Below are 18,969 nucleotides of genomic sequence, written 5' to 3' on the forward strand. Positions count from 1 at the left end.
AACATGGCGATCGATCTGGATGACGAAATATTGCAAGACTTTCTGGTCGAGGCTGGGGAGATTCTCGATTCTCTGGGTGAGCAACTCGTAGAACTGGAGCAATCGCCTGATGATCTCGATCTTCTCAACTCCATATTTCGCGGATTCCACACCATCAAGGGCGGCGCCGGCTTTTTGGCTGTCAGCGCCCTGGTCGATATTTGCCATAACGCTGAAGACGTTTTTAACGTGCTAAGGCAGGGTGATCGTCAAGTCACGCCGGATTTGATGGATGTGATTTTGCAAGTGGTCGACATCGTTAACGAGATGTTTGGGCAAGTTCGCTCGGGCACTATGCCAAAATCAGCGGATCAGGGCCTATTGAAACGCTTGAAAGCCTTCGCTGGGCCGGCGGACGTTATCGCCCCTACTGAGATTGTGCTTGACAAAGGTGTATCGACCGCAGTTATCGAATCCCATCAGCTATCCCCTCAAGAATCCGCGGCGCAAGACTACGATGCGATGCTCGATCCCGAGGAGTTATTGGCTAGCGAATCCGCCACCGCGGATGCCGACGAAATTACTGAACAGGAATTTGAAGATCTATTGGATGCCTTACATGGTAAAGGCGGCTCACCCACTGTGCACGTTGAGCCGCAAACGGCACCTGTAGCGGATGGGGAAATTAGTGAAGACGAGTTTGAAAATCTGTTGGATGAGTTGCATGGCAAAGGTAAATTTTCGGTAAAAGCCGAGCAACCTGTTCAAGTTGGCGATTCTGGCGATATTACCGACGAGGAGTTTGACAAGGTACTTGATGCGCTGCACGGTAAAGGTAAGTTCGATGCAGCCAAGTTGAGCAAGGCTGAAGAGCAAACGGCGGCTGGGAACGATACTCCAAGTGCCAAAGTCGCGGCAGTGTCTGTAGAGAAGCCGGTTGTGGCGGCTAAATCCACTCCGGTCACTGAGCCGCCCGTGGATGCGGAACCGGAAAAAAGCCTTGGCAAAATGGCGTCAACAGCAGAGTTAGCTGCCGACAAGGGTAAGGCCGCAACGCCGCAAGCGGATACCACGGTCAGGGTAGATACCCAGATTTTGGACGATATTATGAATATGGTTGGAGAGCTGGTTCTGGTACGCAATCGCTTCCAAACCCTTAAAGCCAACGCCGAAGCTGGCGAGCAGTTGTCCAAGGCTATATCCAATCTGGACGTGGTGACCGCCGATTTACAATTAGCGGTAATGAAAACCCGTATGCAGCCCATCAAAAAAGTATTCGGCCGTTTTCCGCGTGTGGTACGCGATTTGGCCCGAAGTCTAAAAAAAGAAATCAGGCTGGAATTGGTTGGTGAAGAAACCGATCTCGACAAAAATCTGGTCGAGGCGTTGGCGGATCCTTTGGTGCATTTGGTCAGAAACGCTGTAGATCACGGTATCGAATCGCCGGATGAGCGCGAAGCCAACGGTAAACCTCGGGAAGGCGTGGTGATATTGAAAGCCTCCCAGGAAGGCGATCATATCCAGTTGTCAATCAAAGACGACGGCAAGGGTATGAACCCGGACATTCTGCGCGCCAAAGTAGTTGAAAAAGGCTTAATGGATGAAGAAAGCGCCGCCCGTCTTGACGATAAGGAATGTTACAACCTGATTTTTCTGCCCGGTTTTTCCACCAAAACCGAAATTTCCGATGTGTCCGGTCGCGGTGTCGGTATGGACGTGGTAAAGACCCGTATCGCGCAAATGAACGGCGTGGTGGAAATTGATTCGGTGGAAGGCAAGGGCAGTACTATTCTCATCAAGGTGCCGTTGACACTAGCGATTATGCCGACCCTAATGGTGAAGCTGCGCGGACAGGCTTTCGCGTTACCCTTGGCCAGTGTCTTGGAAATTCTCGATTTGGATTTGAGCAAAACTAACAAAGTCGACGGTCAGCTGGTGGTGATGGTCAGAAACAAAGCTTTACCGCTATTCTATTTGAGCGAATGGCTGGTGAGAGGTTCCTATTACGCCGGCGAAACACAACCCACCAATCATGTTGTGGTGGTGAATGCGGGCGGTAGACACATTGGTTTTGTGGTCGATCAACTGATCGGACAAGAGGAAGTGGTGATTAAAGCCCTTGGCGCCAAGCTACATGGATTGGAAGGGCTGGCGGGCGCAACCATTACCGGCGATGGCAAGATAGCGTTGATACTTGATGTGCCTGGTCTGATGAAGAAGTATGCAATGTGACGCGTCGATATGACCATTCGGGTGCTTATCGTCGACGATTCAAGTTTTATCTGTAAAAGAATTCGGGAAATTTTAGAAGAGGATCAAGAGTTTAAAGTGATAGGCGTTGCCCATGACGGTCGCGAAGCGGTCGAGCTTGCGGCAAGTCTACAGCCGGATGTTATTACCATGGATGTGGAGATGCCAGTTATGGATGGCATTACGGCAGTCAAGAAAATCATGGGTACCCGGCCCTGCCCAATTCTGATGTTTTCTGCCATGACACAAGTCGGCGCGCAAGCAACCCTGGATGCGTTAAATGCCGGTGCTGTCGACTTTTTGCCCAAGCAGCTGGAAGACATTGATGCTAATCGCGAAACGGCCCGCTACCTGCTCAGATATCGGGTGAGGATGGTAGCTTCTCAGGCTGCCAGAATGTCCTCTCGTTCGGTAACGCGTGCAGTCGTCGACGAACGCGAGGGCTTAATTGCCGAAAAACCAATAGTTAAGCCGGCTCGCGCTACGGCCGCGTGGCCCAAGGCGTCATCGAGCAGTAAAATCGATCTTTTGGTGGTCGCTGCCTCGACCGGAGGTCCGGTCGCTATGCAATATGTACTCAGCAAAATTCCGGCCGAGTGTTCGATGCCGATATTGTTGGTGCAGCACATGCCGCCCAATTTCACTAAAAGCTTTGCCGAGCGCCTGAATTTACTCTGCAACATTAAGGTCAGAGAAGCACAGGATGGCGATGTATTGCAGCCGGGGACAGCGTTGTTGGGGCCGGGCGCGATGCAGATGCAAGTTAAGCAAGTAGCCGGCGAACGGCGGATTGCTTTAAGGCCCAAGCAAAGCGGGGAAATTTATAGTCCCAGCGTTGACATTACTTTTGACTCACTTTCCGAAGTGTTCGCCGGACATGTGTTGGCGGTGGTGTTGACCGGCATGGGGGCCGACGGCAAAGCCGGCGCAGTAAAGTTAAGACAGCGCGGTGCGCAAATTTGGGCGCAAGACGAGGCGACAAGTACTATCTATGGTATGCCTAGAGCTATTGTGGAAGCAGGCTTGGCGGATCGTATTTATTCTCTGGACGAGATTGCCAACCAATTTAAGAAATTACAGTAATGGATATTCTCAGTATTTTGGGTGTGTTGATAGGCTTTGCCGCGATTATCGGCGGCAATATGCTGGGTGGCGGCGAGCTGGGGTCGCTGGTCAATTATCACGCCTTCATTATTGTGGTTGGCGGTACGCTGGGAGCAACGCTGTTGCAATTTCCACCTAAAGTATTTCTACGCAGTCTGCGAATTTTGAGTTGGATTTTTGTGCCGGAAAATTTACAGCTTAAAAAGCAAATCGACAAAATTGTGCGCTGGAGCTCTTTGGCACGGAAGGAAGGCTTGCTGGGGTTGGAGTCCGTGATCGAAACCGAAAAAGACAGTTTTGCCAAGAAAGGTTTGCAGTTGCTCGTCGATGGTAACGAGCCGGAAGTGATACGCGATTGCCTGGAAGTTGAGCTGACTACGAAGGAACATTTGGATACCCAGGCTGCCAGGGTTTTCGAGGCTATGGGAGGGTATGCGCCGACCATCGGCATTATCGGCGCGGTAATAGGCTTGATTCATGTGATGCAGAATCTAGCCAAGCCGGAGTTATTGGGCAGCGGGATTGCTACTGCGTTCGTGGCAACTATCTACGGGGTTGGTTTGGCCAATCTGTTGTTTATTCCAATTGCAAATAAGCTGAAGAGCCTGATTTTTGAAGCATCGCAAGCGCGGGAAATGGTGATAGAAGGTATTTCCTCGATAGCGGAGGGTGAAAACCCGCGCAATATCGAGTTGAAATTGTCCGGTTTTTTATTGGAAAAATAGTGGAGGCCTTATGAGTCGGCGCAGACGTAGGCCATTGCAACAGGCCGATAACCACGACCGTTGGATGGTGTCTTACGCCGATTTTGTGACCTTGCTATTTGCCTTTTTTGTGGTGATGTATTCGATTTCGTCGGTTAATAAGGGCAAATACGAAACATTTTCCGAGTCCTTGGACCAGGCTCTGTTTCACAACGAAAAGATTCAAAAAGAAGTCGAGCCAATTCAGATTGGTGTGATTCCCACCACGATCCAACCTATTGAGCTGCCTAATTTGGCTACAGCCGAGGAACGTGAGCTAAGCGAGGAGATTTTGCAGGAAAAGCAGCGGCTTAGCGAAGTCTCCGAGCAGTTTCAAGGTGCATTGCAACCTTATGTCGAAAGCAAGCTCGTCGGTATTAAAAAGCACGATTTCTGGGTGGAATTGGAAATGAACAGCGAATTGCTGTTTGCCAGCGGTAAGGCGGAGCTGTCGACTAAGGCTATCCCGGTGCTGGAAAAAGTCGCGCAAGTGATAAGAGATGTGCCGAATGTGATTAACGTGGAGGGCTACACGGATAACATACCGATTTCTACCGGCTTTTACCCGTCTAATTGGGACTTATCCTCGGCCAGGGCGACCAGCGTGGTCAAAGAATTGGTAAAAAACAATATTCCGGCGACGCGATTATCGGCGGTGGGCTATGGAGAATTTCATCCTATCGCCGATAACAAAGACGAAGAAGGGCGCTTCAAGAACCGGCGAGTTGTATTGGTGCTGATGTCGCAAGCCTTTGCTCGTTACGGCATGACAGACGATGAACGCGCAAAAGTGCTGAATTTGGCGCCGTCGCAGCCCAGCCCGCCACCTGAAACCGCAGTTGAAAAGACGCCGGAAACGCCGGTTCAGTTATGAAAATATGGTCAGTTTCCAATCAAAAAGGCGGAGTCGGAAAAACGACTACCGTGGTAACACTGGGTGGCTTGTTGTCGTCCTGGGGGTTTAGGACTTTGCTGGTCGATTTGGATCCGCACGGTTCGCTGACCAGCTATTTTAAGATGAATCCGGATGAGATCGAGCAGGGTGTATACAATTTATTTCTCGATGCTAGCGAGAAAAAGAAAAACATTGATCCGGCAGTTTATATCACCAAGACCGATTTTGACGGTATCGATGTCTTGCCCGCATCGACCGCTATCGCCACTTTGGATAGGCAGGTCGCCGCAATCGGCGGCATGGGCTTGGTAGTTGCTACCGCATTAAACAAAGTGGCCGACCAATATGATTATGTGATTATCGATAGTCCGCCGATGTTGGGCGTGTTAATGATCAATGCACTGGCGGCCTGCGATCATTTGATTATTCCGGTTTTAGCCGAGTTTCTGGCCTTAAAAGGCCTGGATCGAATGGTGCATACCATAAAAATGGTGTTCCATTCCCGGAAAACGCCGCCTAAATTCACTATTGTGCCGACCATGTTCGACAAACGCACCAAGGCGGCCCGCGACAGTTTAGCGGCGTTACATCAGCAGTACCCGGACAATGCCTGGAGTTCCGTCGTGCCGGTGGATACTAAAGTGCGGGATGCCAGCCAGGCCGGTATTCCCTTGCCCCTGTATGACAAAAATGCGCGTGCGGCCGAAGCCTATGCCGAATTGTTGGAACTGTTATTGCTTGATAAGAGTCCAGACAAAAACTTGGCGCCGCATAAATGACTCAGGCAAAACCACCCCCCAGTATCGTTCATCAACAGCTAGCACTCGATGTTTACTTGCAGACGCTGTTGGATGACGTACCCGAAGCGGAGGAAACTGTTAGCGTAAAACCGACGGTAGTGGCGGAACGACTTGTCGTTGAGGTGCCTATCAAGTTTCCGGCTCCTGCTCCGGTCGTGACCAGCAGTCCAAAAGCCAGCGCCAAAGCGCTGGTCAGGAACCGACAAACCAAGCTTGTAGAGCCGGAAATCCCGGCTAAACTACAGGCATTGTCTATAATGCCGGATTGGTCGCAATACGAGTTTCAGGCTTTGTTTTTTAAGGTTGATAAGCTGATATTGGCAACACCATTGATCGAGTTGTCGAGAACGATCAAAATCGACCGCAAACCCACGAAAATTCCCGGACAACCCTCTTGGTTCTTAGGTTTGCTGGACGAGCATGATAGCCGTATCGGCGTACTCGACACTAGGCAGCTGATTTTCGGCAAAAGCCGAGGCTTGCAGTCGGATAGTGAAGATTATCCGTTCGAGCGCATTCTAATAACCCAGGATAAAAAATGGGGTTTGGTGTGTGATGAAATTCTCTCCATCGGTAAAGTAAAGCCTGATGGTGTCAGATGGCGAACGGCCAGACAAAAAAAACCATGGTTAATCGGCACGGTAATAGACGAGTTGACAGCGATCATCGATGTTAAACAGCTGGTACCGCATAGAAAAAATAGTTAAACAGCATCTGGATACAGCAAAATGAGCGAAGATAAAAAACAAGGCGACCCTATCATGCAATGGGTGACTTTTTGTCTGGGCGACGAAAAGTACGGCATCAATGTCATGCAAGTGCAAGAAGTGTTGCGTATTACCGAGATTGCTCCGGTGCCCGGCGCGCCTTCCTATGTGTTGGGAATTATCAATTTACGCGGTAACGTGGTCACCGTCATCGATACCCGTAACCGTTTCGGCTTACCCTCAAAGGACACCGACGACGCATCTCGAGTGGTCATTATCGAGACCGATCGGCATATCATCGGCATTTTGGTGGATAGCGTCGCTGAAGTCGTGGAAATGCGCGCTTCCGAGATTGAGACCGCGCCTAATGTCGGCAATGAAGAAAGCTCAAAATACATTCAAGGCGTCACCAGTCGCGACAATCATTTGTTAATTCTGGTGGATTTGAATAAATTCCTCAGCGACGACGAAAAAGCCGAGCTGGACATGTTTTGATTGCCTAAATAGGCATGCGAGCGAGGTGCAATATGACCGAGATAACACCGATCACGCCTTTTTCACCTGTGCACACGATATACAAGGTGGAGCGGGAAGAACGTGAAAAACGCCCTCCGCGAAAACAACCGCAAACCAAACCCGACCAAAGCAAAAACGATAAGCAGCCAGCCGAGCACGTTGACGAAATAGTGTGATGAACGAATATTTAATGCTGGTTTTGGCGGGGGTAGTCGTATTTATCTTAGCGATGATAGTTTGGTTATTGCGCCAGCAGCAAACACTAAAACAGCAATTTCAACTCCTTGAAGAGCGGGTACAGCGTAGCAACGAGGACGTAGCCGGCCTTTGTTCCGCCGCTGTGGCTGTGGATCGGCGGCTGGCTGTTAACGACTCGCGCTTAAATAGCATTGTGGATCAAGTCAATACTCAACGGCAAACCACCGTGACCAGCGTAACCCCTGCAGAGGCTATTCCCGCAAGCGGCTATGAAGATGTGATCCAAAAAATCCGCAGCGGGGTTGGCATTGAGGCGCTGGTCAGGGATTGCGGTTTAACCCGTGACGAAGCGGTTTTGTTGATGCGCTTACATGGCGGCAGCAAGCGTACCGGTTTGGGTTAGCTACAGTTCGTTTTCAAATATTGACTGACGCCCAGGTCCGCGCGAATCATCGTTCTATCGGCAACTCGCTGTAACAAACGCTGATAGTTCTCATCGTGTTGGCTTCTGTCGTTATGCCGGTGCCAAAGATGTAAAACGGGTACCGCGAAGCGGCCCTCTTTGCGTTTGACGCCGTAATGAATCAAACGGATCACCAGATCCGAGTCTTCATATCCCCAGCCTTCGAAAGCTTCATCAAACCCGTTAACTGCCAGAAAATCGTCTTTCCAGACCGCCAGATTGCAGGTCATGGCTTTTTGCCAATTCTGCGGTTGCCGATAACGCCAGCTGTGCAGCGGTAAATACAGTAAAGGCAACAAACGGTTGATGCGGCCTTGCAGTCGTTGCAATAAAAAAAAGCCATGTGACTGTTCATGCAGCGGTATTTTCTGCCGCAATACCTGCGAGGTGTAACACTCGCTCAATAACAGCCGGTTGCCCGGAACGAAATAACCGGTTTCAGCCAGTTGTCGATGATGGCTAATAAAATCCGGTAGCGCGACGCAATCGCCGTCCATAAATAGCAGATAATCGCCGCGACTGGCGGCAACTGCCTTGTTACGGATAGTGCCGGCCCTAAACCCCTTATCTTCATGCCAAATATGCCGCAACGGAATTTCGCAGGTTTCGATAAAGTCTTTGATCAGTTCCTGCGTTGCAGTGCCGGAGCCGTCGTCGGCGACGATGATTTCAAAACGGCGATCTTGCTGAGCCAATAGTGCGAGCAAACAAGCGGAAAGCGCGTCCGGCCAGTTATAGGTGGTGACGATGACCGAGATCAAGCCGTTCATTTGCTTGCTGCTGTACGGCAAAGCTCGCGTAGTTTCAGGTATTTGTAATAACTACCCTCGGCGTTGGATATGGCAAGCATCAGGCCTTCCGCGCCGTCCAAAATGGCTGCCTGGATGAAGTAAGTGCGGATGAACGTCCACAGGCCTTTGCCAATGGCTTTACCCAAGCTGGCGCGCTTACCGTTAGTAAACAGTTTCTCGGCGCCCAGAGAGGAATAAGTGTTGATCTTATGCAGCACCTCTGCCGGGTCTACGAAGGCTTCATGCAAGATTGGATTGTTAAGCTGATGGATAGTCCCCTTAACTTCAATACGCTCATGCACGACTTCGCTGTTGAATTGCCCGGCATCGCGGCGAAACAGTCTTAACACATAATCCGGCCACCAACCGCCATGTTTGATTTGCTTGCCGCAGTAGCTGGATAAGCGGGGGATCTCAAAGCCATGTGCCTCGCTCTTCTGCATGGCGTGCTGTATTTCATCCTTTAATGCCGGTCCAATTTCTTCGTCGGCATCGATAGACAGCACCCATTCGCCACTAGCCTTATCCAATGCCCGCTGCTTTTGCGGGCCAAATCCGGGCCAGTCGGTGATGAATACTTTATCGGTAAATAGTCGGCAAATTGCGACGGTATCGTCGCTACTACCGGAGTCTAGAACGATGATTTCATCGGCCCAAGCAACCGATGCCAGACAGCGGCCGATATGTTGCGCCTCGTTTTTGGTGATGACGATAACGCTAAGCATTGGCCTGGCGAAGGGTGGAATCGGCAGGATGACTTAGCAACGCGCCGAGAAAAAACGCCAGCAGATAGCCTTCGGCAAAAGTTTTGAAATGCGAGTTGAACAGGCTTGAAGCACAAATAGCCACCAAAAAACTAGCGGCAATCGGCCCGTAGGGCTTGTTATTCATACCCTGGCGCAATGCGACGACAATATAAGCGAAGAACAGCAGCAAGCCGACCAAGCCGTTTTCCAGCCAAATAAACAGGTATTGATTATGCGGATCGCTGGTACTGGTACCCTGCCATCCCTGGCTTTTGGCAGAGGCATAATTACTATAGGTCGGTTTGAACGATGAGGTGCCGTACCCAAACCAAGGCGCTTTCTCAATGAGCTCTAAGGTGTTTTGATAAAAAATCACCCGAATACCTACTGACGTCAAATCCTTGCTGCTCTGATAACTGGCTTGTTCGTCCCAAGCCAGTTTGAATCGTTCTTGCAATGTGCTGGAACTAAGGCCAAATGCCACTAACACAATAGCGGCTACCCCAATAATCTGCGGTAGCTTGCTGTAACCATATATTGAGCCAAATGCAAAAACTGCGGCGATGGGTAAGGCTAAATAGCCACTTCTACCCGTACTAACGAAGAAAATATTGAATAGAAAGATGGCTATTCCTGCCCAAACCGCATATTTCTGGCGGGGGGCGAGGGGTTCCTGCACGAGGAAGATAGCGCAGAGCAGGGCCGCTACAAAAGCAGTGCTCTGTGTGGCATGATTGGTCATGAAAATGCCGACTTCATGGTCTTGTCTCACTACAAGATCGAATGCCCAAAGTGGTATGGCGATAATGCCAGCTCCAACCATGGCGATGAAATAGCTGTAGACAAACCGTTTTTGCCAAGCCTGTTGCTGAAAAATGCCGATTAGCAGGAACACATATAGCAACTTTTTCCAGCTGGATAATGTTTCCAATTTGCTGTGCCAGTCTGTTTCGGTGTAAAGCGTGCCGATGATTAACCAAGCAAAGAATAGCATGATCATTTTTCCGACAGGCTGTTGCCAGGATAACTTAAGGGTCTGCACTGCCTGGCCGGAAAGTAGCCAGAATACCAGCAATGCCACGCTGGCTATGCTTGCAATAGCAGTGGAAATGGGCGCGGCGATGGCTGCGATGATGGTCATCCAGCGGCAAAGATTGAGCGATTTCTCGGAAATGGCGGGGTTTGCAAACATCCTCTGAATCCTCAGCGCCACAGCTGGTAGATGTATTTACGCTTGAGTTTTTCCCAGCGGAAAAACAGTCCTTTCAGCCAGGTGGGCGGATCGGCTTCCAAAGCGCTTTTGAACAGACCGTTTTTACTGCCTTGTTCGATGACAGGATCTTCCAGCCAAATCATTTGAATGCCGAGCTGTTTGTCGATTTTTTCGAACTGATTGTCAATCGGTGCGGCGATTTTGTGAGCTTTAATCCAGTCCAGTCGCCAGCGAGCGGTACTGGCATCGATCAAATAGGAGTCGGCAAAGCGACCGCGATGCCCGAGATAAAGGTATTGATCCGGTTTGCGCTGACTCTTGGGCGTAAAAAAATTACCGCCGGAACCGATGTAGATGACTTTGTCGCCGGGAAATTGCCCGCTCTGACTAAGCGCTCGCTGTAAACCGAGCTGAAGATCCTTGCTGAACACCGCGTCGTCTTCAAGCACCAAACAGAAACCTTGGCCATTACCGTCCGCAATTTTCTGTAAGGCCGCCACATGCTTCAACGCACAAGATTGCTGAGCCGCAGTCAGATGATGGTCGTCACGGAAATACTCATTTAACACGCTGGCTGTCAAGTCTTCTATGTCCCAGTCAAAAATAAACTCCGCCGATAGGGCAACTTCGCTCAACTGTTGTTCCATGAACATTCGGCGTTGACTGAACTTTTTGACATTCAGAACAAAAATCTGGTCAAGGCTTAGCGAATCCATCATGCGAATGTGTGTAGGTTGCCTTCAAAAGCGGCGATTATCGGCGGTTTCGCGGAAAATAACATCTTCGTTCTGACTGTTAAGCAGTATTCAAGCTGATTTTGAGGTTTGTCTGGCTTGCAATGTCTTCGCGATTACGTCGATTACCCGGTCACTGGATAACTGATCGAGGCAGGTGCTGTGGCTTTCGCGGTGCCTATCGCAACCTTCCAATTGGCAGGGTAGGCAGTTTTGTTCGGTTTGGCCTTGCAGCAGATAGACATTATGGACGCGGCCTGAGCCGCGAGACGCGAAAGGCGCTTTATTCTCACTGTATCCATGCGGCCAGGGCGCCCATTTCTGGGGGGCAGTGGGGCCAAATAAAGCAAAAGTCAGCGTGCCGGTGGCCGCCGCCAGGTGGGTGATGCCGGTGTCGGGACCTACAAATAATTTAGCATCGCTAATCAATGCCGACAATTGCGCCAGTGAAAGTTGGCCGGCAAGATTGATCACATCTGCTGGCAGTTGTTGCTGTAATTCTCGCAGAGCCTCCAGTTCGCTAGGGTTGCCGCTGCCGGTCAATACGACTTTAACACCTCGCTGGTCTAAAAAGGCGATGAGTTCGCACCAGCCCTGGGCATGCCACTGTTTATAGCGCCATTGCGGCATAATATGCAGTACGGCGTAGGGCTTGGCGATTGTCGGTAGGGGAATCGTACTGTGTGGTGGGGTCAGACGATAGCAAGGTGCAATTTCGAGCAGTGCACAGAAGCGCAAATTTTCCAATACGGCGTGTCCGTAATCCGCACCAAATACCAGCCAACGGTTTAGCAGCGCTTTTTTCCACCAAGCCTTAGCGGCATCGTCGGGTACAAAGCCGATGCTGGTCTTGCCAGCTATCAGCGCACTTAGCGTGGGCCGGTCGCCTGCTTGCGTGGAAATGGCTAAATCGTATCGGCGAAATAAACTTAGCAACAATTTGCCGAAAGCCATGCCGCCGGGTTTGCCTGCTACTGTAATCAAGCGCTGAATGTCGGGATTACCTTCCAGCATCCCCGCATTACTTGCCGGTAACAGGACATCGATTTCCGCTTCCGGATAGGCGTGCTTCAGTGACGAGATTAGTGGGGTAACCAGTAGCGTATCGCCCAGATAACGTAGCGTTATCACCAAAATGCGTTTAGGTTGTATATTGAGCGGTTTTGGCTTGGGCATGGAGCGCTGGCTAATCAACATGGGCTTACATTTTAAAGGTAAACAGTATTGAACACGTTAGAAAATTCGCGCAAAACAATGACGGACGGCCAGGTTTACAAGCGGTTGCTGGCGTTTGTGGTGCCGTATTGGCGTTTATTTATAGTCTGCGCCATCGGTTTTGCGATTTACGCCGCCACCGAGCCGGCGGTGGTGATGATTATTCAGCGCATCATCGACAGCTTTGGCGCGCCTGATCGGAGCGACATTCAATACTTGCCACTGGCCTTCGTGGTGCTGTTTTTGGTGCGCGGTATCGGCTCGTTTTTGGGCAACTACTATCTGGCGCGAATTTCCGGCAATTTGATTCACAAACTGCGTTGCGAGATTTTTAACCAGTACACCCGCTTGTCTGTGCAATATTTCGATGCGCATAACAGCGGCTACATGATTTCGCGGATTACCAATAACATCGGCGAAGTCACCCGCGCCACCTCCGATTCGATTCGTTCTTTCGTACGAGAGGGTTTTACAGCCGTGGGCTTGCTGGGTTATCTGGCGTATACCAACTGGCAACTCTCCTTGGTGTTTTTGGCGATAGCACCGGTGGTGGCGATTATGGTGCGTTACGTTGGAAAACGCCTGAAACGCCTGAGCCGAAATATGCAAGATACCGTGGGTGACTTGACGCATATCACCTCGGAAATGGTGGCTGGAAATCGGATTGTGAAAAGTTTTGGCGGCGAACATTATGAGAGGCAGCGCTTTAAAGCCGCCAGCCTGGATAACCGCACCCAGTACCGCAAGCTGATTATGACGGTATCCCTGAATAACCCGTTGATGCAATTGGTCATTTCCTTCGCATTGGCCGGCATGATGTATTTGGCCTTGATCATGATGAAGTCGTCCAGTCCGGGTGAATTTGTCGGCTTTTTTACCGCGGCGTTCTTGCTGCCGAAACCGATTCGGCAATTGAGCGATGCCAATTCCGAGATTTTGCGGGGTATTGCCGCTGCCGAGTCTTTGTTCGAAGTGTTGGACGAGCCGGCCGAAATCGACGGCGGCGATTATCAGGTTGAGCGTAGCCAGGGCCGCATCGAATTCAAAAATCTCAGTTTTAGCTATCCCGGCAGTGAAACCCCGGCCTTGAATAGCATCAATGTGACAATCGAACCCGGTCAGACCGTAGCCTTGGTGGGGGCTTCGGGTGGCGGTAAAAGCACGATGATTAATCTGTTGCCGCGTTTTTACGACTACGAGCAGGGCGAGATTTTGATCGATGGCGTGCCGTTAAAACGCTACCGATTGGATAGTTTGCGCCGGCAGATCGCCTTGGTCACGCAGAACGTCACCTTATTCAATGCGTCCGTCGCGAATAATATCGCGTATGGCGCCTTACAAGGCGCGGCCAGAGAGCAGATAGAGCAGGCCGCCATCGATGCTTATGCGATGGACTTTATCAGCAAAATGCCGCAAGGCCTGGAAACCGAAATCGGTGAGAACGGCGTCAAGCTGTCCGGCGGGCAGCGCCAGCGTTTAGCCTTGGCGCGGGCCTTGTTGAAAGACGCGCCTATTTTGATTCTGGATGAAGCTACTTCGGCGCTGGATACCGAATCGGAGCGCTACATTCAGGCGGCGTTGAATCGGGTGATGCAAGGCCGTACCACCTTGGTGGTGGCGCATCGCTTGTCCACCATAGAAAGCGCTGACGTCATCCTGGTGATGGACAAAGGCCGGATAGTCGAGGAAGGTTCCCATCGCGAACTGTTGGCCCGTGACGGGGCGTATGCCAAATTGCATAAGATGCAGTTTCAGGATGTCGGACAGACAAAATCGGTCGAACAATCGGCTCAGGAGTGATGTGTCAACCGGTGGCTCCGATGATCCGCCGGTTGAGAGAGGTGTTTAAAATTGTTTGGAGTTTTTGCTGTTGCGAAACACCAGCGGCTTTTCTTGATCGGACAGCGCTAGTTCGCGCGCCGAATTGATCGCGGTGTCGATTCTATGCCGTTCCGGGGATTTACTGCACACCGGGTCGGTGCTGTACATGTCGCCGTTGAACAAGAAGGCCTGGCAGCGGCAGCCGCCAAAGTCTTTGAGTTTCTCGTCGCAACTGCGGCAAGGCTCCTGCATCCACTCGGTGCCGCGGAAGAAGTTGAAGGTTTTCGATTCGTTCCAGATTTCCTCAATGCTGAAATCCTTGACATTCGGGCAATCCAGACCGGGCAGTTCGCGTGCCGAATGGCAGGGCAGTGCGGTGCCGTCCGGGGCGATAGTCAAAAAGGTGGTGCCCCAGCCGTTCATGCAGGCTTTTGGCCTGTCTTCGTAGTAATCAGGCACCACGTAATAAATCTTCATCTTGCCGGCGACTTTTTCTTTATATGCCTGGGCAATTTTTTCCGCTTCTTCGAATTGTTCCCTGGTTGGCAGCAGCGCGTCGCGATTCAAATGGGCCCAGCCGTAATATTGGGTGTTGGCCAGTTCCAGATAATCGGCGCCTAGGTTTTCGGCCATTTCCAGAATTTGCGGCATTTGGTGAATGTTTTCGCGATGAATCACGACGCACAGCACCATCGGATAGCCGTGTTTTTTAATCAGTCTCGCCACATTCTGTTTGTGTTGGTAGGTAGCGGTGCCGGCGATATGATCGTTCAGCTCCTGGGTGCTGGCTTGGATACTGATCTGGATGTGGTCTAAACCGGCTTGCTTTAATTCGACGATTTTTTCTTCAGTCAATCCATAGCCGGAAGTGATTAGGTTGGAGTAATAACCCAATTCGCGCGCGTAACCGACTAATTCGGTCAAGTCCTGGCGAGTCAGCGGTTCGCCGCCGGAAAAACCCAGCTGCACCGCACCCATTTTGCGCGCCTGACTTAATACCTGTTTCCAATCGTCCGTGCTCAATTCATTCGGGTATTTGGCGTAATCCAGCGGATTGGAGCAATAGGGGCATTGCAGCGGGCACTTGTAGCTCAGTTCCGCCAGTAACCAGCGCGGCGGGGTGATATTAAGCTTGTCTGATCCAGCCATTTTGTAATGCCACGTTCAAAAAGTTAGTGATGTCGTTGGTCAGGCCGGACGTGGCGAATTTCTCCTCCAAGTCGGTGACGATTTGTGCCAGCAGCCTGCTGCCGTCGCATAACTTGAGTATTTCCGCCGAACTTTGGTTTAACTCGACCATGCCTTCCGGGTACAGAATCACGTATTTTTGCTGGGCTTCTTCCCATTGCAGCCTGTGCAGGGGTGAGAATTGGATAAGTTGATCGGGGGAGATGGTCATAGAGTTCCGGTGTTTAAGCAAACGGCTGGCGAATCAAGCAATTTCGATGTCTTCAAAAATTTCCGCTAGCGGCAAGCTGATGCTCAAGCTGTGCAGTTGGCAATCGACTTCGCCTACGTAGTCGTGTAGTAGCCAATCGTTTTCGGCTGTGCGGCGGAAGCACTCGACGCGGCGCGCGTCGATGTCGACGATCAGGTATTCTTGTAACGACGCGAGTTTGCGGTAGGCAGCGAATTTGCCGCCGCGGTCGTAAGCAGCGGTCGAGTCGGATAGAACTTCGACGATCAGCGTTGGGTTGGAAATATATTGTTGGTTGCCCAAGTCACCGGGATCGCAGGATACCATCACGTCAGGGTAAAAAAACGCGTCGGCTGCTTCGACTTTCAATTTCAAATCTGCGATATAAGGCCGGCAAGGCGTGCCGCGTAAGCGTTGTTTCAAGGCGGACGCGATATTCAGACTGACAACGACGTGATCCTGCCTTGCGCCAACCATGGCAAACACCTCGCCGGCGACAAATTCGTGCTTTTCGGCCTGAGTTTCTTCCCAAGCCAGATAATCCTCTGCACTAAAATGAAGTCGCTCGGCGGTTTGCATCGCTATTTTCCGATGTTGAAATAAGGCGGCATGTCGGCGACATAGGCCAGATACATCGCATCGGCCATGCTCCACAATACATCCAGTTTAAATTTCAGAATTTGCACCATCCGTTCCTGTTGTTCGCGAGTTTTGTACCAGTCCAGCGTCAGTTCCAAGCCGTGTTCCACATCGCGACGGGCTTCGGTCAGGCGTTTGCGGAAGTAAGTGTAACCCTCTTGTTCGACCCAGGGATAGACGTCGGGCCAGTTGTCCAGGCGCTGTTGATGAATTTTCGGGGCGAATAGTTCCGTCAATGAGGAGCTGGCAGCTTCGTGCCATTCCGCACGGCGGGCGAAATTGACGTAGGCATCCACGGCAAAACGTACGCCGGGCAGTACGTGTTCTAGCGAGGTTATTTCTTCACGCGTCAGACCCACTGCGATGCCTAAGCGGATCCAAGCCTCGATGCCGCCAGGATCGCCGGGATGGCCGTCGTGGTCCAGAATGCGCTGTACCCATTTGGCGCGGGTTTCGCGGTCCGGGCAGTTGGCCATGATGTTGGCGTCCTTGATCGGGATCATCACCTGGTAATAAAAGCGGTTGGCGACCCAGCCTTGCAGTTGCTGCTTGGTTAGTTTGCCTTCATTCATCAGCGTGTGCATCGGATGATGAATGTGGTAGAACTTTTCCATGCCGCGCAGCTTGGCTTCAAATTCTTCGCGGCTCCAGGGTTGATTATCAGCAGTCATGTAACACCTTTTTTATAAGTCAATTTCCAGTCCGTCGTAAGCCACTTCGATGCCGTTGGCATCCAGGGTTTTACGCTCCGGCGAATCTTCGTCGAGAATCGGGTTGGTGTTGTTGATATGAATCAAAATTTTCCGGGCCTTGGGTACACCATTCAACACTTCAATCATGCCGCCGGGGCCGGATTGTGGCAAGTGGCCGATTTCGCGGGCATGTTTGTGGCTGATGCCGCGGGTAACCATTTCGTCGTTGGTCCAGAAGGTGCCGTCCACCATCAGGCAGTCGACCGCTTGCATGGCGTTAAATACATGCGGTTCGATTTCGCCCAAGCCCGGTGAGTAATACAGTTTTTTGCCGGTGGAAATCTGCTCGACGATCACGCCGATGTTGTCGCCATCGTGCGGGTCGTGACGGTGCGGCGAATAAGGCGGTGCCTTGCTTTTCAAAGCATGGGCATAAATCCGAATGTCGTCTATGCCAGGAATCTCGAACGGGGTTTCGTCACAGGCAATCGGATGATGATTGACGGTGCAATAGTCTTTCAACATATTGAAAAGCGGAAAGCCCGTAGTCAAATCCTGCTTGACCATCTCGGTGCAATACACGTTCAAGGGTTTGCCTTCACGCAGCATCAACATGCCGGTGGTGTGGTCGATTTGGCTATCGATCAGTAGCACGGCTTTGATGCCGGTATCGCGGATGCCTTCTTTGGGCTGAATCGCCGGAAACGCTTCCAGTTGGGCGCGGATGTCGGGCGAAGTGTTAAACAGCAGCCAGTTGCGGTTGTCGGTGCTGATCGCAATCGACGATTGGGTGCGGGCCTTGCCATTGAATTGGCCGTTACGCAAGCGTCGGCAATTATCGCAGTTGCAGTTCCATTGCGGAAAACCGCCACCGGCGCCGGCGCCGAGAACTCTTATTTTCATGTTCGCTTTAGGGTGTTGGTGAACGAGCGAGGCATGATACGGGATTCAAAAACGCCAGGCAAAAAAAAGGGGCAGGAAAATGCCCCTTTTTTATCGTCAACCCTAAGGATTAACGGTTGTAGATGTACATCGTAACTTCAAAACCGAAACGCATGTCATTGTAAGCTGGTGTTTCCCATTTCATTTATATACCCTCCAAAGGTTTTGTTGTTGTGTGCGATAGCTTGATCGAGAAAGCTGCGCAGAAGTATACGATGAAGTTTTTCTTTGCGCAACAGAGCAATCAAGCCGGAACTAACAGCCGTTCGAGCTATGTCGCGGCACATAAGTTCCCTGGCTTACCAAGCCATTTTCAGCGCAAGCGCCAACAGCACAATCGCGAAGTAACGCTTCAATTTTTGTGCCGGTAAACGGTGTGCCAATTTGGCACCCAAAGGTGCGGTAAACATACTGGTCAGGACAATGCCGGCAAAGGCCGGGAGGTATAGATAACCTAAGCTGCCAACCGGTAATTGATTGTCGTGCCAGCCCAATATGGCATAACTGGTTGCAGCCGCCAGGGCGATAGGTATTGCGCAGGTACTGGAGGTGGCGACCGCGTTTTTCATGATCAGGCCGTTGTTCACTAGGTAAGGCACCGTCATCGTGCCGCCGCCTATGCCCAATATCGCCGACAGCACACCGATCAGCATACCCAACGGGTAGTCCAAAAACTGCTTGGCAGGATGATATGAAACTTTTGTTCGCTTGGGTATGGCCATTTGCGCGCAGGTATAAATTAGATAGGTAACGAAAAACCAGCGTAGTAAATCCGCGCTGATGTATTCGGCCAGCACTGCGCCGCCGCCTGCGCCCAGCAGCATGCTTGGGGCTAAATGTTTTGCCCGTCGCCAGTCGATGTTTCCTAGTTTGTGGTGTGTGCGCACCGAGGCCGCCGATGTAAATATCGCGGTTGCCAATGAGGTGGCGACGGCAATCAGCATGATTTGTTCGGGATGGAACTGCTGAGCCTGGAATAGCAAGGCCAGTACCGGCACGATCAAGGCACCGCCGCCTATACCGAACAAGCCAGCGCAAACGCCGGCAAAAATGCCCAGTAAAAGGCTGGCTAAAAAAATTTCCGTCATGATGAATAATGGCTGG

The 18,969-nt window shown here is 51.2% G+C and carries 22 protein-coding genes; 10 read left to right on the plus strand and 12 right to left on the minus strand.

The window, feature by feature from the left end:
• Window positions 1–3 precede the first annotated feature (3 nt).
• Genes EBA_RS01605 through EBA_RS01645 form a run of 9 tightly spaced genes read left to right on the plus strand, consistent with a single transcriptional unit; the run spans window position 4 to window position 7,595 of the window.
• Window positions 4–2,211 (plus strand): chemotaxis protein CheA, encoded by a 2,208-nt coding sequence (locus EBA_RS01605; RefSeq protein ID WP_192372604.1) that lies wholly within the window; start codon window positions 4–6, stop codon window positions 2,209–2,211.
• A 9-nt stretch (window positions 2,212–2,220) separates the two neighbouring features.
• Window positions 2,221–3,312 carry a protein-glutamate methylesterase/protein-glutamine glutaminase gene (locus EBA_RS01610; protein ID WP_192372607.1) on the plus strand — a complete coding sequence of 364 codons (1,092 nt, stop codon included), beginning with the start codon at window positions 2,221–2,223 and terminating at the stop codon, window positions 3,310–3,312.
• A complete protein-coding gene (locus EBA_RS01615; RefSeq protein WP_192372609.1) occupies window positions 3,312–4,058 on the plus strand; it encodes a flagellar motor protein in 747 nt (248 codons plus the stop codon). The genes EBA_RS01610 and EBA_RS01615 overlap by 1 nt, the downstream gene beginning before the upstream one ends.
• Before the next feature lie 10 nt (window positions 4,059–4,068).
• Entirely contained in the window at window positions 4,069–4,950 is an 882-nt protein-coding gene (motD, locus tag EBA_RS01620) for a flagellar motor protein MotD (protein ID WP_192372611.1), read from the plus strand.
• Complete coding sequence (locus EBA_RS01625) at window positions 4,947–5,750, plus strand: ParA family protein (RefSeq protein ID WP_192372613.1); 804 nt, start codon at window positions 4,947–4,949, stop codon at window positions 5,748–5,750. Before motD ends, EBA_RS01625 begins: the two co-directional genes overlap by 4 nt.
• Complete coding sequence (locus EBA_RS01630; RefSeq protein WP_192372615.1) at window positions 5,747–6,478, plus strand: chemotaxis protein CheW; 732 nt, start codon at window positions 5,747–5,749, stop codon at window positions 6,476–6,478. Before EBA_RS01625 ends, EBA_RS01630 begins: the two co-directional genes overlap by 4 nt.
• A gap of 21 nt (window positions 6,479–6,499) precedes the next feature.
• Entirely contained in the window at window positions 6,500–6,973 is a 474-nt protein-coding gene (locus EBA_RS01635) for a chemotaxis protein CheW (protein ID WP_020483661.1), read from the plus strand.
• Window positions 6,974–7,005: 32 nt separating this feature from the next.
• On the plus strand, window positions 7,006–7,170 hold the full coding sequence (locus EBA_RS01640) for a hypothetical protein (protein WP_192372618.1): 165 nt from the start codon (window positions 7,006–7,008) through the stop codon (window positions 7,168–7,170).
• Complete coding sequence (locus EBA_RS01645; RefSeq protein WP_192372620.1) at window positions 7,170–7,595, plus strand: DUF2802 domain-containing protein; 426 nt, start codon at window positions 7,170–7,172, stop codon at window positions 7,593–7,595. Before EBA_RS01640 ends, EBA_RS01645 begins: the two co-directional genes overlap by 1 nt.
• Here EBA_RS01645 and EBA_RS01650 read toward each other — a convergent pair.
• The 5 genes from EBA_RS01650 to EBA_RS01670 all read right to left on the minus strand — a co-directional run bounded on the left by EBA_RS01650 (window position 7,592) and on the right by EBA_RS01670 (window position 12,336).
• Window positions 7,592–8,425: a glycosyltransferase family 2 protein gene (locus EBA_RS01650; RefSeq protein WP_192372622.1), complete on the minus strand. Its 834-nt coding sequence runs from the start codon at window positions 8,423–8,425 to the stop codon at window positions 7,592–7,594. The two genes, EBA_RS01645 and EBA_RS01650, sit on opposite strands and share 4 nt — an antisense overlap.
• Window positions 8,422–9,171: a glycosyltransferase family 2 protein gene (locus tag EBA_RS01655; protein WP_192372624.1), complete on the minus strand. Its 750-nt coding sequence runs from the start codon at window positions 9,169–9,171 to the stop codon at window positions 8,422–8,424. Before EBA_RS01655 ends, EBA_RS01650 begins: the two co-directional genes overlap by 4 nt.
• A complete protein-coding gene (locus tag EBA_RS01660; RefSeq protein ID WP_225615842.1) occupies window positions 9,164–10,384 on the minus strand; it encodes an O-antigen ligase family protein in 1,221 nt (406 codons plus the stop codon). The genes EBA_RS01655 and EBA_RS01660 overlap by 8 nt, the downstream gene beginning before the upstream one ends.
• Before the next feature lie 11 nt (window positions 10,385–10,395).
• Window positions 10,396–11,124, minus strand: a complete 729-nt coding sequence (locus EBA_RS01665) for a glycosyltransferase family 25 protein (protein ID WP_192372626.1) — start codon at window positions 11,122–11,124, stop codon at window positions 10,396–10,398.
• An 87-nt stretch (window positions 11,125–11,211) separates the two neighbouring features.
• Window positions 11,212–12,336, minus strand: coding sequence for a glycosyltransferase family 9 protein (locus EBA_RS01670; protein ID WP_192372628.1), 1,125 nt, complete (start codon window positions 12,334–12,336; stop codon window positions 11,212–11,214).
• Between the two features lie 57 nt (window positions 12,337–12,393).
• Between EBA_RS01670 and msbA the strand changes: the two genes are divergently transcribed.
• Complete coding sequence (msbA, locus tag EBA_RS01675) at window positions 12,394–14,154, plus strand: lipid A export permease/ATP-binding protein MsbA (protein ID WP_192377135.1); 1,761 nt, start codon at window positions 12,394–12,396, stop codon at window positions 14,152–14,154.
• Window positions 14,155–14,199: 45 nt separating this feature from the next.
• On the opposite strand, the gene pqqE is transcribed toward msbA, so the two are convergent.
• The 7 genes from pqqE to EBA_RS01710 all read right to left on the minus strand — a co-directional run bounded on the left by pqqE (window position 14,200) and on the right by EBA_RS01710 (window position 18,953).
• Window positions 14,200–15,324 (minus strand): pyrroloquinoline quinone biosynthesis protein PqqE, encoded by a 1,125-nt coding sequence (pqqE, locus tag EBA_RS01680; RefSeq protein WP_192372630.1) that lies wholly within the window; start codon window positions 15,322–15,324, stop codon window positions 14,200–14,202.
• Window positions 15,302–15,574 (minus strand): pyrroloquinoline quinone biosynthesis peptide chaperone PqqD, encoded by a 273-nt coding sequence (pqqD, locus tag EBA_RS01685; RefSeq protein WP_192372632.1) that lies wholly within the window; start codon window positions 15,572–15,574, stop codon window positions 15,302–15,304. The genes pqqE and pqqD overlap by 23 nt, the downstream gene beginning before the upstream one ends.
• 33 nt (window positions 15,575–15,607) lie before the next feature.
• Window positions 15,608–16,171, minus strand: coding sequence for a Uma2 family endonuclease (locus EBA_RS01690; protein ID WP_192372634.1), 564 nt, complete (start codon window positions 16,169–16,171; stop codon window positions 15,608–15,610).
• Between the two features lie 2 nt (window positions 16,172–16,173).
• Window positions 16,174–16,902, minus strand: coding sequence for a pyrroloquinoline-quinone synthase PqqC (gene pqqC / locus EBA_RS01695; RefSeq protein ID WP_192372636.1), 729 nt, complete (start codon window positions 16,900–16,902; stop codon window positions 16,174–16,176).
• A gap of 12 nt (window positions 16,903–16,914) precedes the next feature.
• Window positions 16,915–17,826, minus strand: coding sequence for a pyrroloquinoline quinone biosynthesis protein PqqB (pqqB, locus tag EBA_RS01700; RefSeq protein ID WP_192372638.1), 912 nt, complete (start codon window positions 17,824–17,826; stop codon window positions 16,915–16,917).
• 109 nt (window positions 17,827–17,935) lie between these two features.
• On the minus strand, window positions 17,936–18,010 hold the full coding sequence (gene pqqA / locus EBA_RS01705; protein WP_054760176.1) for a pyrroloquinoline quinone precursor peptide PqqA: 75 nt from the start codon (window positions 18,008–18,010) through the stop codon (window positions 17,936–17,938).
• 154 nt (window positions 18,011–18,164) lie between these two features.
• Entirely contained in the window at window positions 18,165–18,953 is a 789-nt protein-coding gene (locus EBA_RS01710; protein ID WP_192372639.1) for a sulfite exporter TauE/SafE family protein, read from the minus strand.
• Window positions 18,954–18,969 lie beyond the last annotated feature (16 nt).

The organism is Methylomonas albis (assembly GCF_014850955.1).
GTDB lineage: Bacteria > Pseudomonadota > Gammaproteobacteria > Methylococcales > Methylomonadaceae > Methylomonas > Methylomonas albis.

Bases quoted from the DNA above. Each gene is read 5' to 3' on its own strand.
- EBA_RS01635 (WP_020483661.1), top strand. From the start codon at position 6,500: ATGAGCGAAGATAAAAAACAAGGCGACCCTATCATGCAATGGGTGACT.
- motD (WP_192372611.1), top strand. From the start codon at position 4,069: ATGAGTCGGCGCAGACGTAGGCCATTGCAACAGGCCGATAACCACGAC.
- EBA_RS01665 (WP_192372626.1), bottom strand. From the start codon at position 11,124: ATGATGGATTCGCTAAGCCTTGACCAGATTTTTGTTCTGAATGTCAAA.
- EBA_RS01615 (WP_192372609.1), top strand. From the start codon at position 3,312: ATGGATATTCTCAGTATTTTGGGTGTGTTGATAGGCTTTGCCGCGATT.
- EBA_RS01650 (WP_192372622.1), bottom strand. From the start codon at position 8,425: ATGAACGGCTTGATCTCGGTCATCGTCACCACCTATAACTGGCCGGAC.
- pqqD (WP_192372632.1), bottom strand. From the start codon at position 15,574: ATGACCATCTCCCCCGATCAACTTATCCAATTCTCACCCCTGCACAGG.
- EBA_RS01640 (WP_192372618.1), top strand. From the start codon at position 7,006: ATGACCGAGATAACACCGATCACGCCTTTTTCACCTGTGCACACGATA.
- EBA_RS01710 (WP_192372639.1), bottom strand. From the start codon at position 18,953: ATGACGGAAATTTTTTTAGCCAGCCTTTTACTGGGCATTTTTGCCGGC.
- pqqE (WP_192372630.1), bottom strand. From the start codon at position 15,324: ATGGCTGGATCAGACAAGCTTAATATCACCCCGCCGCGCTGGTTACTG.
- EBA_RS01605 (WP_192372604.1), top strand. From the start codon at position 4: ATGGCGATCGATCTGGATGACGAAATATTGCAAGACTTTCTGGTCGAG.
- EBA_RS01670 (WP_192372628.1), bottom strand. From the start codon at position 12,336: ATGTTGATTAGCCAGCGCTCCATGCCCAAGCCAAAACCGCTCAATATA.
- EBA_RS01645 (WP_192372620.1), top strand. From the start codon at position 7,170: ATGAACGAATATTTAATGCTGGTTTTGGCGGGGGTAGTCGTATTTATC.
- EBA_RS01630 (WP_192372615.1), top strand. From the start codon at position 5,747: ATGACTCAGGCAAAACCACCCCCCAGTATCGTTCATCAACAGCTAGCA.
- pqqB (WP_192372638.1), bottom strand. From the start codon at position 17,826: ATGAAAATAAGAGTTCTCGGCGCCGGCGCCGGTGGCGGTTTTCCGCAA.
- EBA_RS01625 (WP_192372613.1), top strand. From the start codon at position 4,947: ATGAAAATATGGTCAGTTTCCAATCAAAAAGGCGGAGTCGGAAAAACG.
- msbA (WP_192377135.1), top strand. From the start codon at position 12,394: ATGACGGACGGCCAGGTTTACAAGCGGTTGCTGGCGTTTGTGGTGCCG.
- EBA_RS01690 (WP_192372634.1), bottom strand. From the start codon at position 16,171: ATGCAAACCGCCGAGCGACTTCATTTTAGTGCAGAGGATTATCTGGCT.
- EBA_RS01610 (WP_192372607.1), top strand. From the start codon at position 2,221: ATGACCATTCGGGTGCTTATCGTCGACGATTCAAGTTTTATCTGTAAA.
- EBA_RS01660 (WP_225615842.1), bottom strand. From the start codon at position 10,384: ATGTTTGCAAACCCCGCCATTTCCGAGAAATCGCTCAATCTTTGCCGC.
- EBA_RS01655 (WP_192372624.1), bottom strand. From the start codon at position 9,171: ATGCTTAGCGTTATCGTCATCACCAAAAACGAGGCGCAACATATCGGC.
- pqqC (WP_192372636.1), bottom strand. From the start codon at position 16,902: ATGACTGCTGATAATCAACCCTGGAGCCGCGAAGAATTTGAAGCCAAG.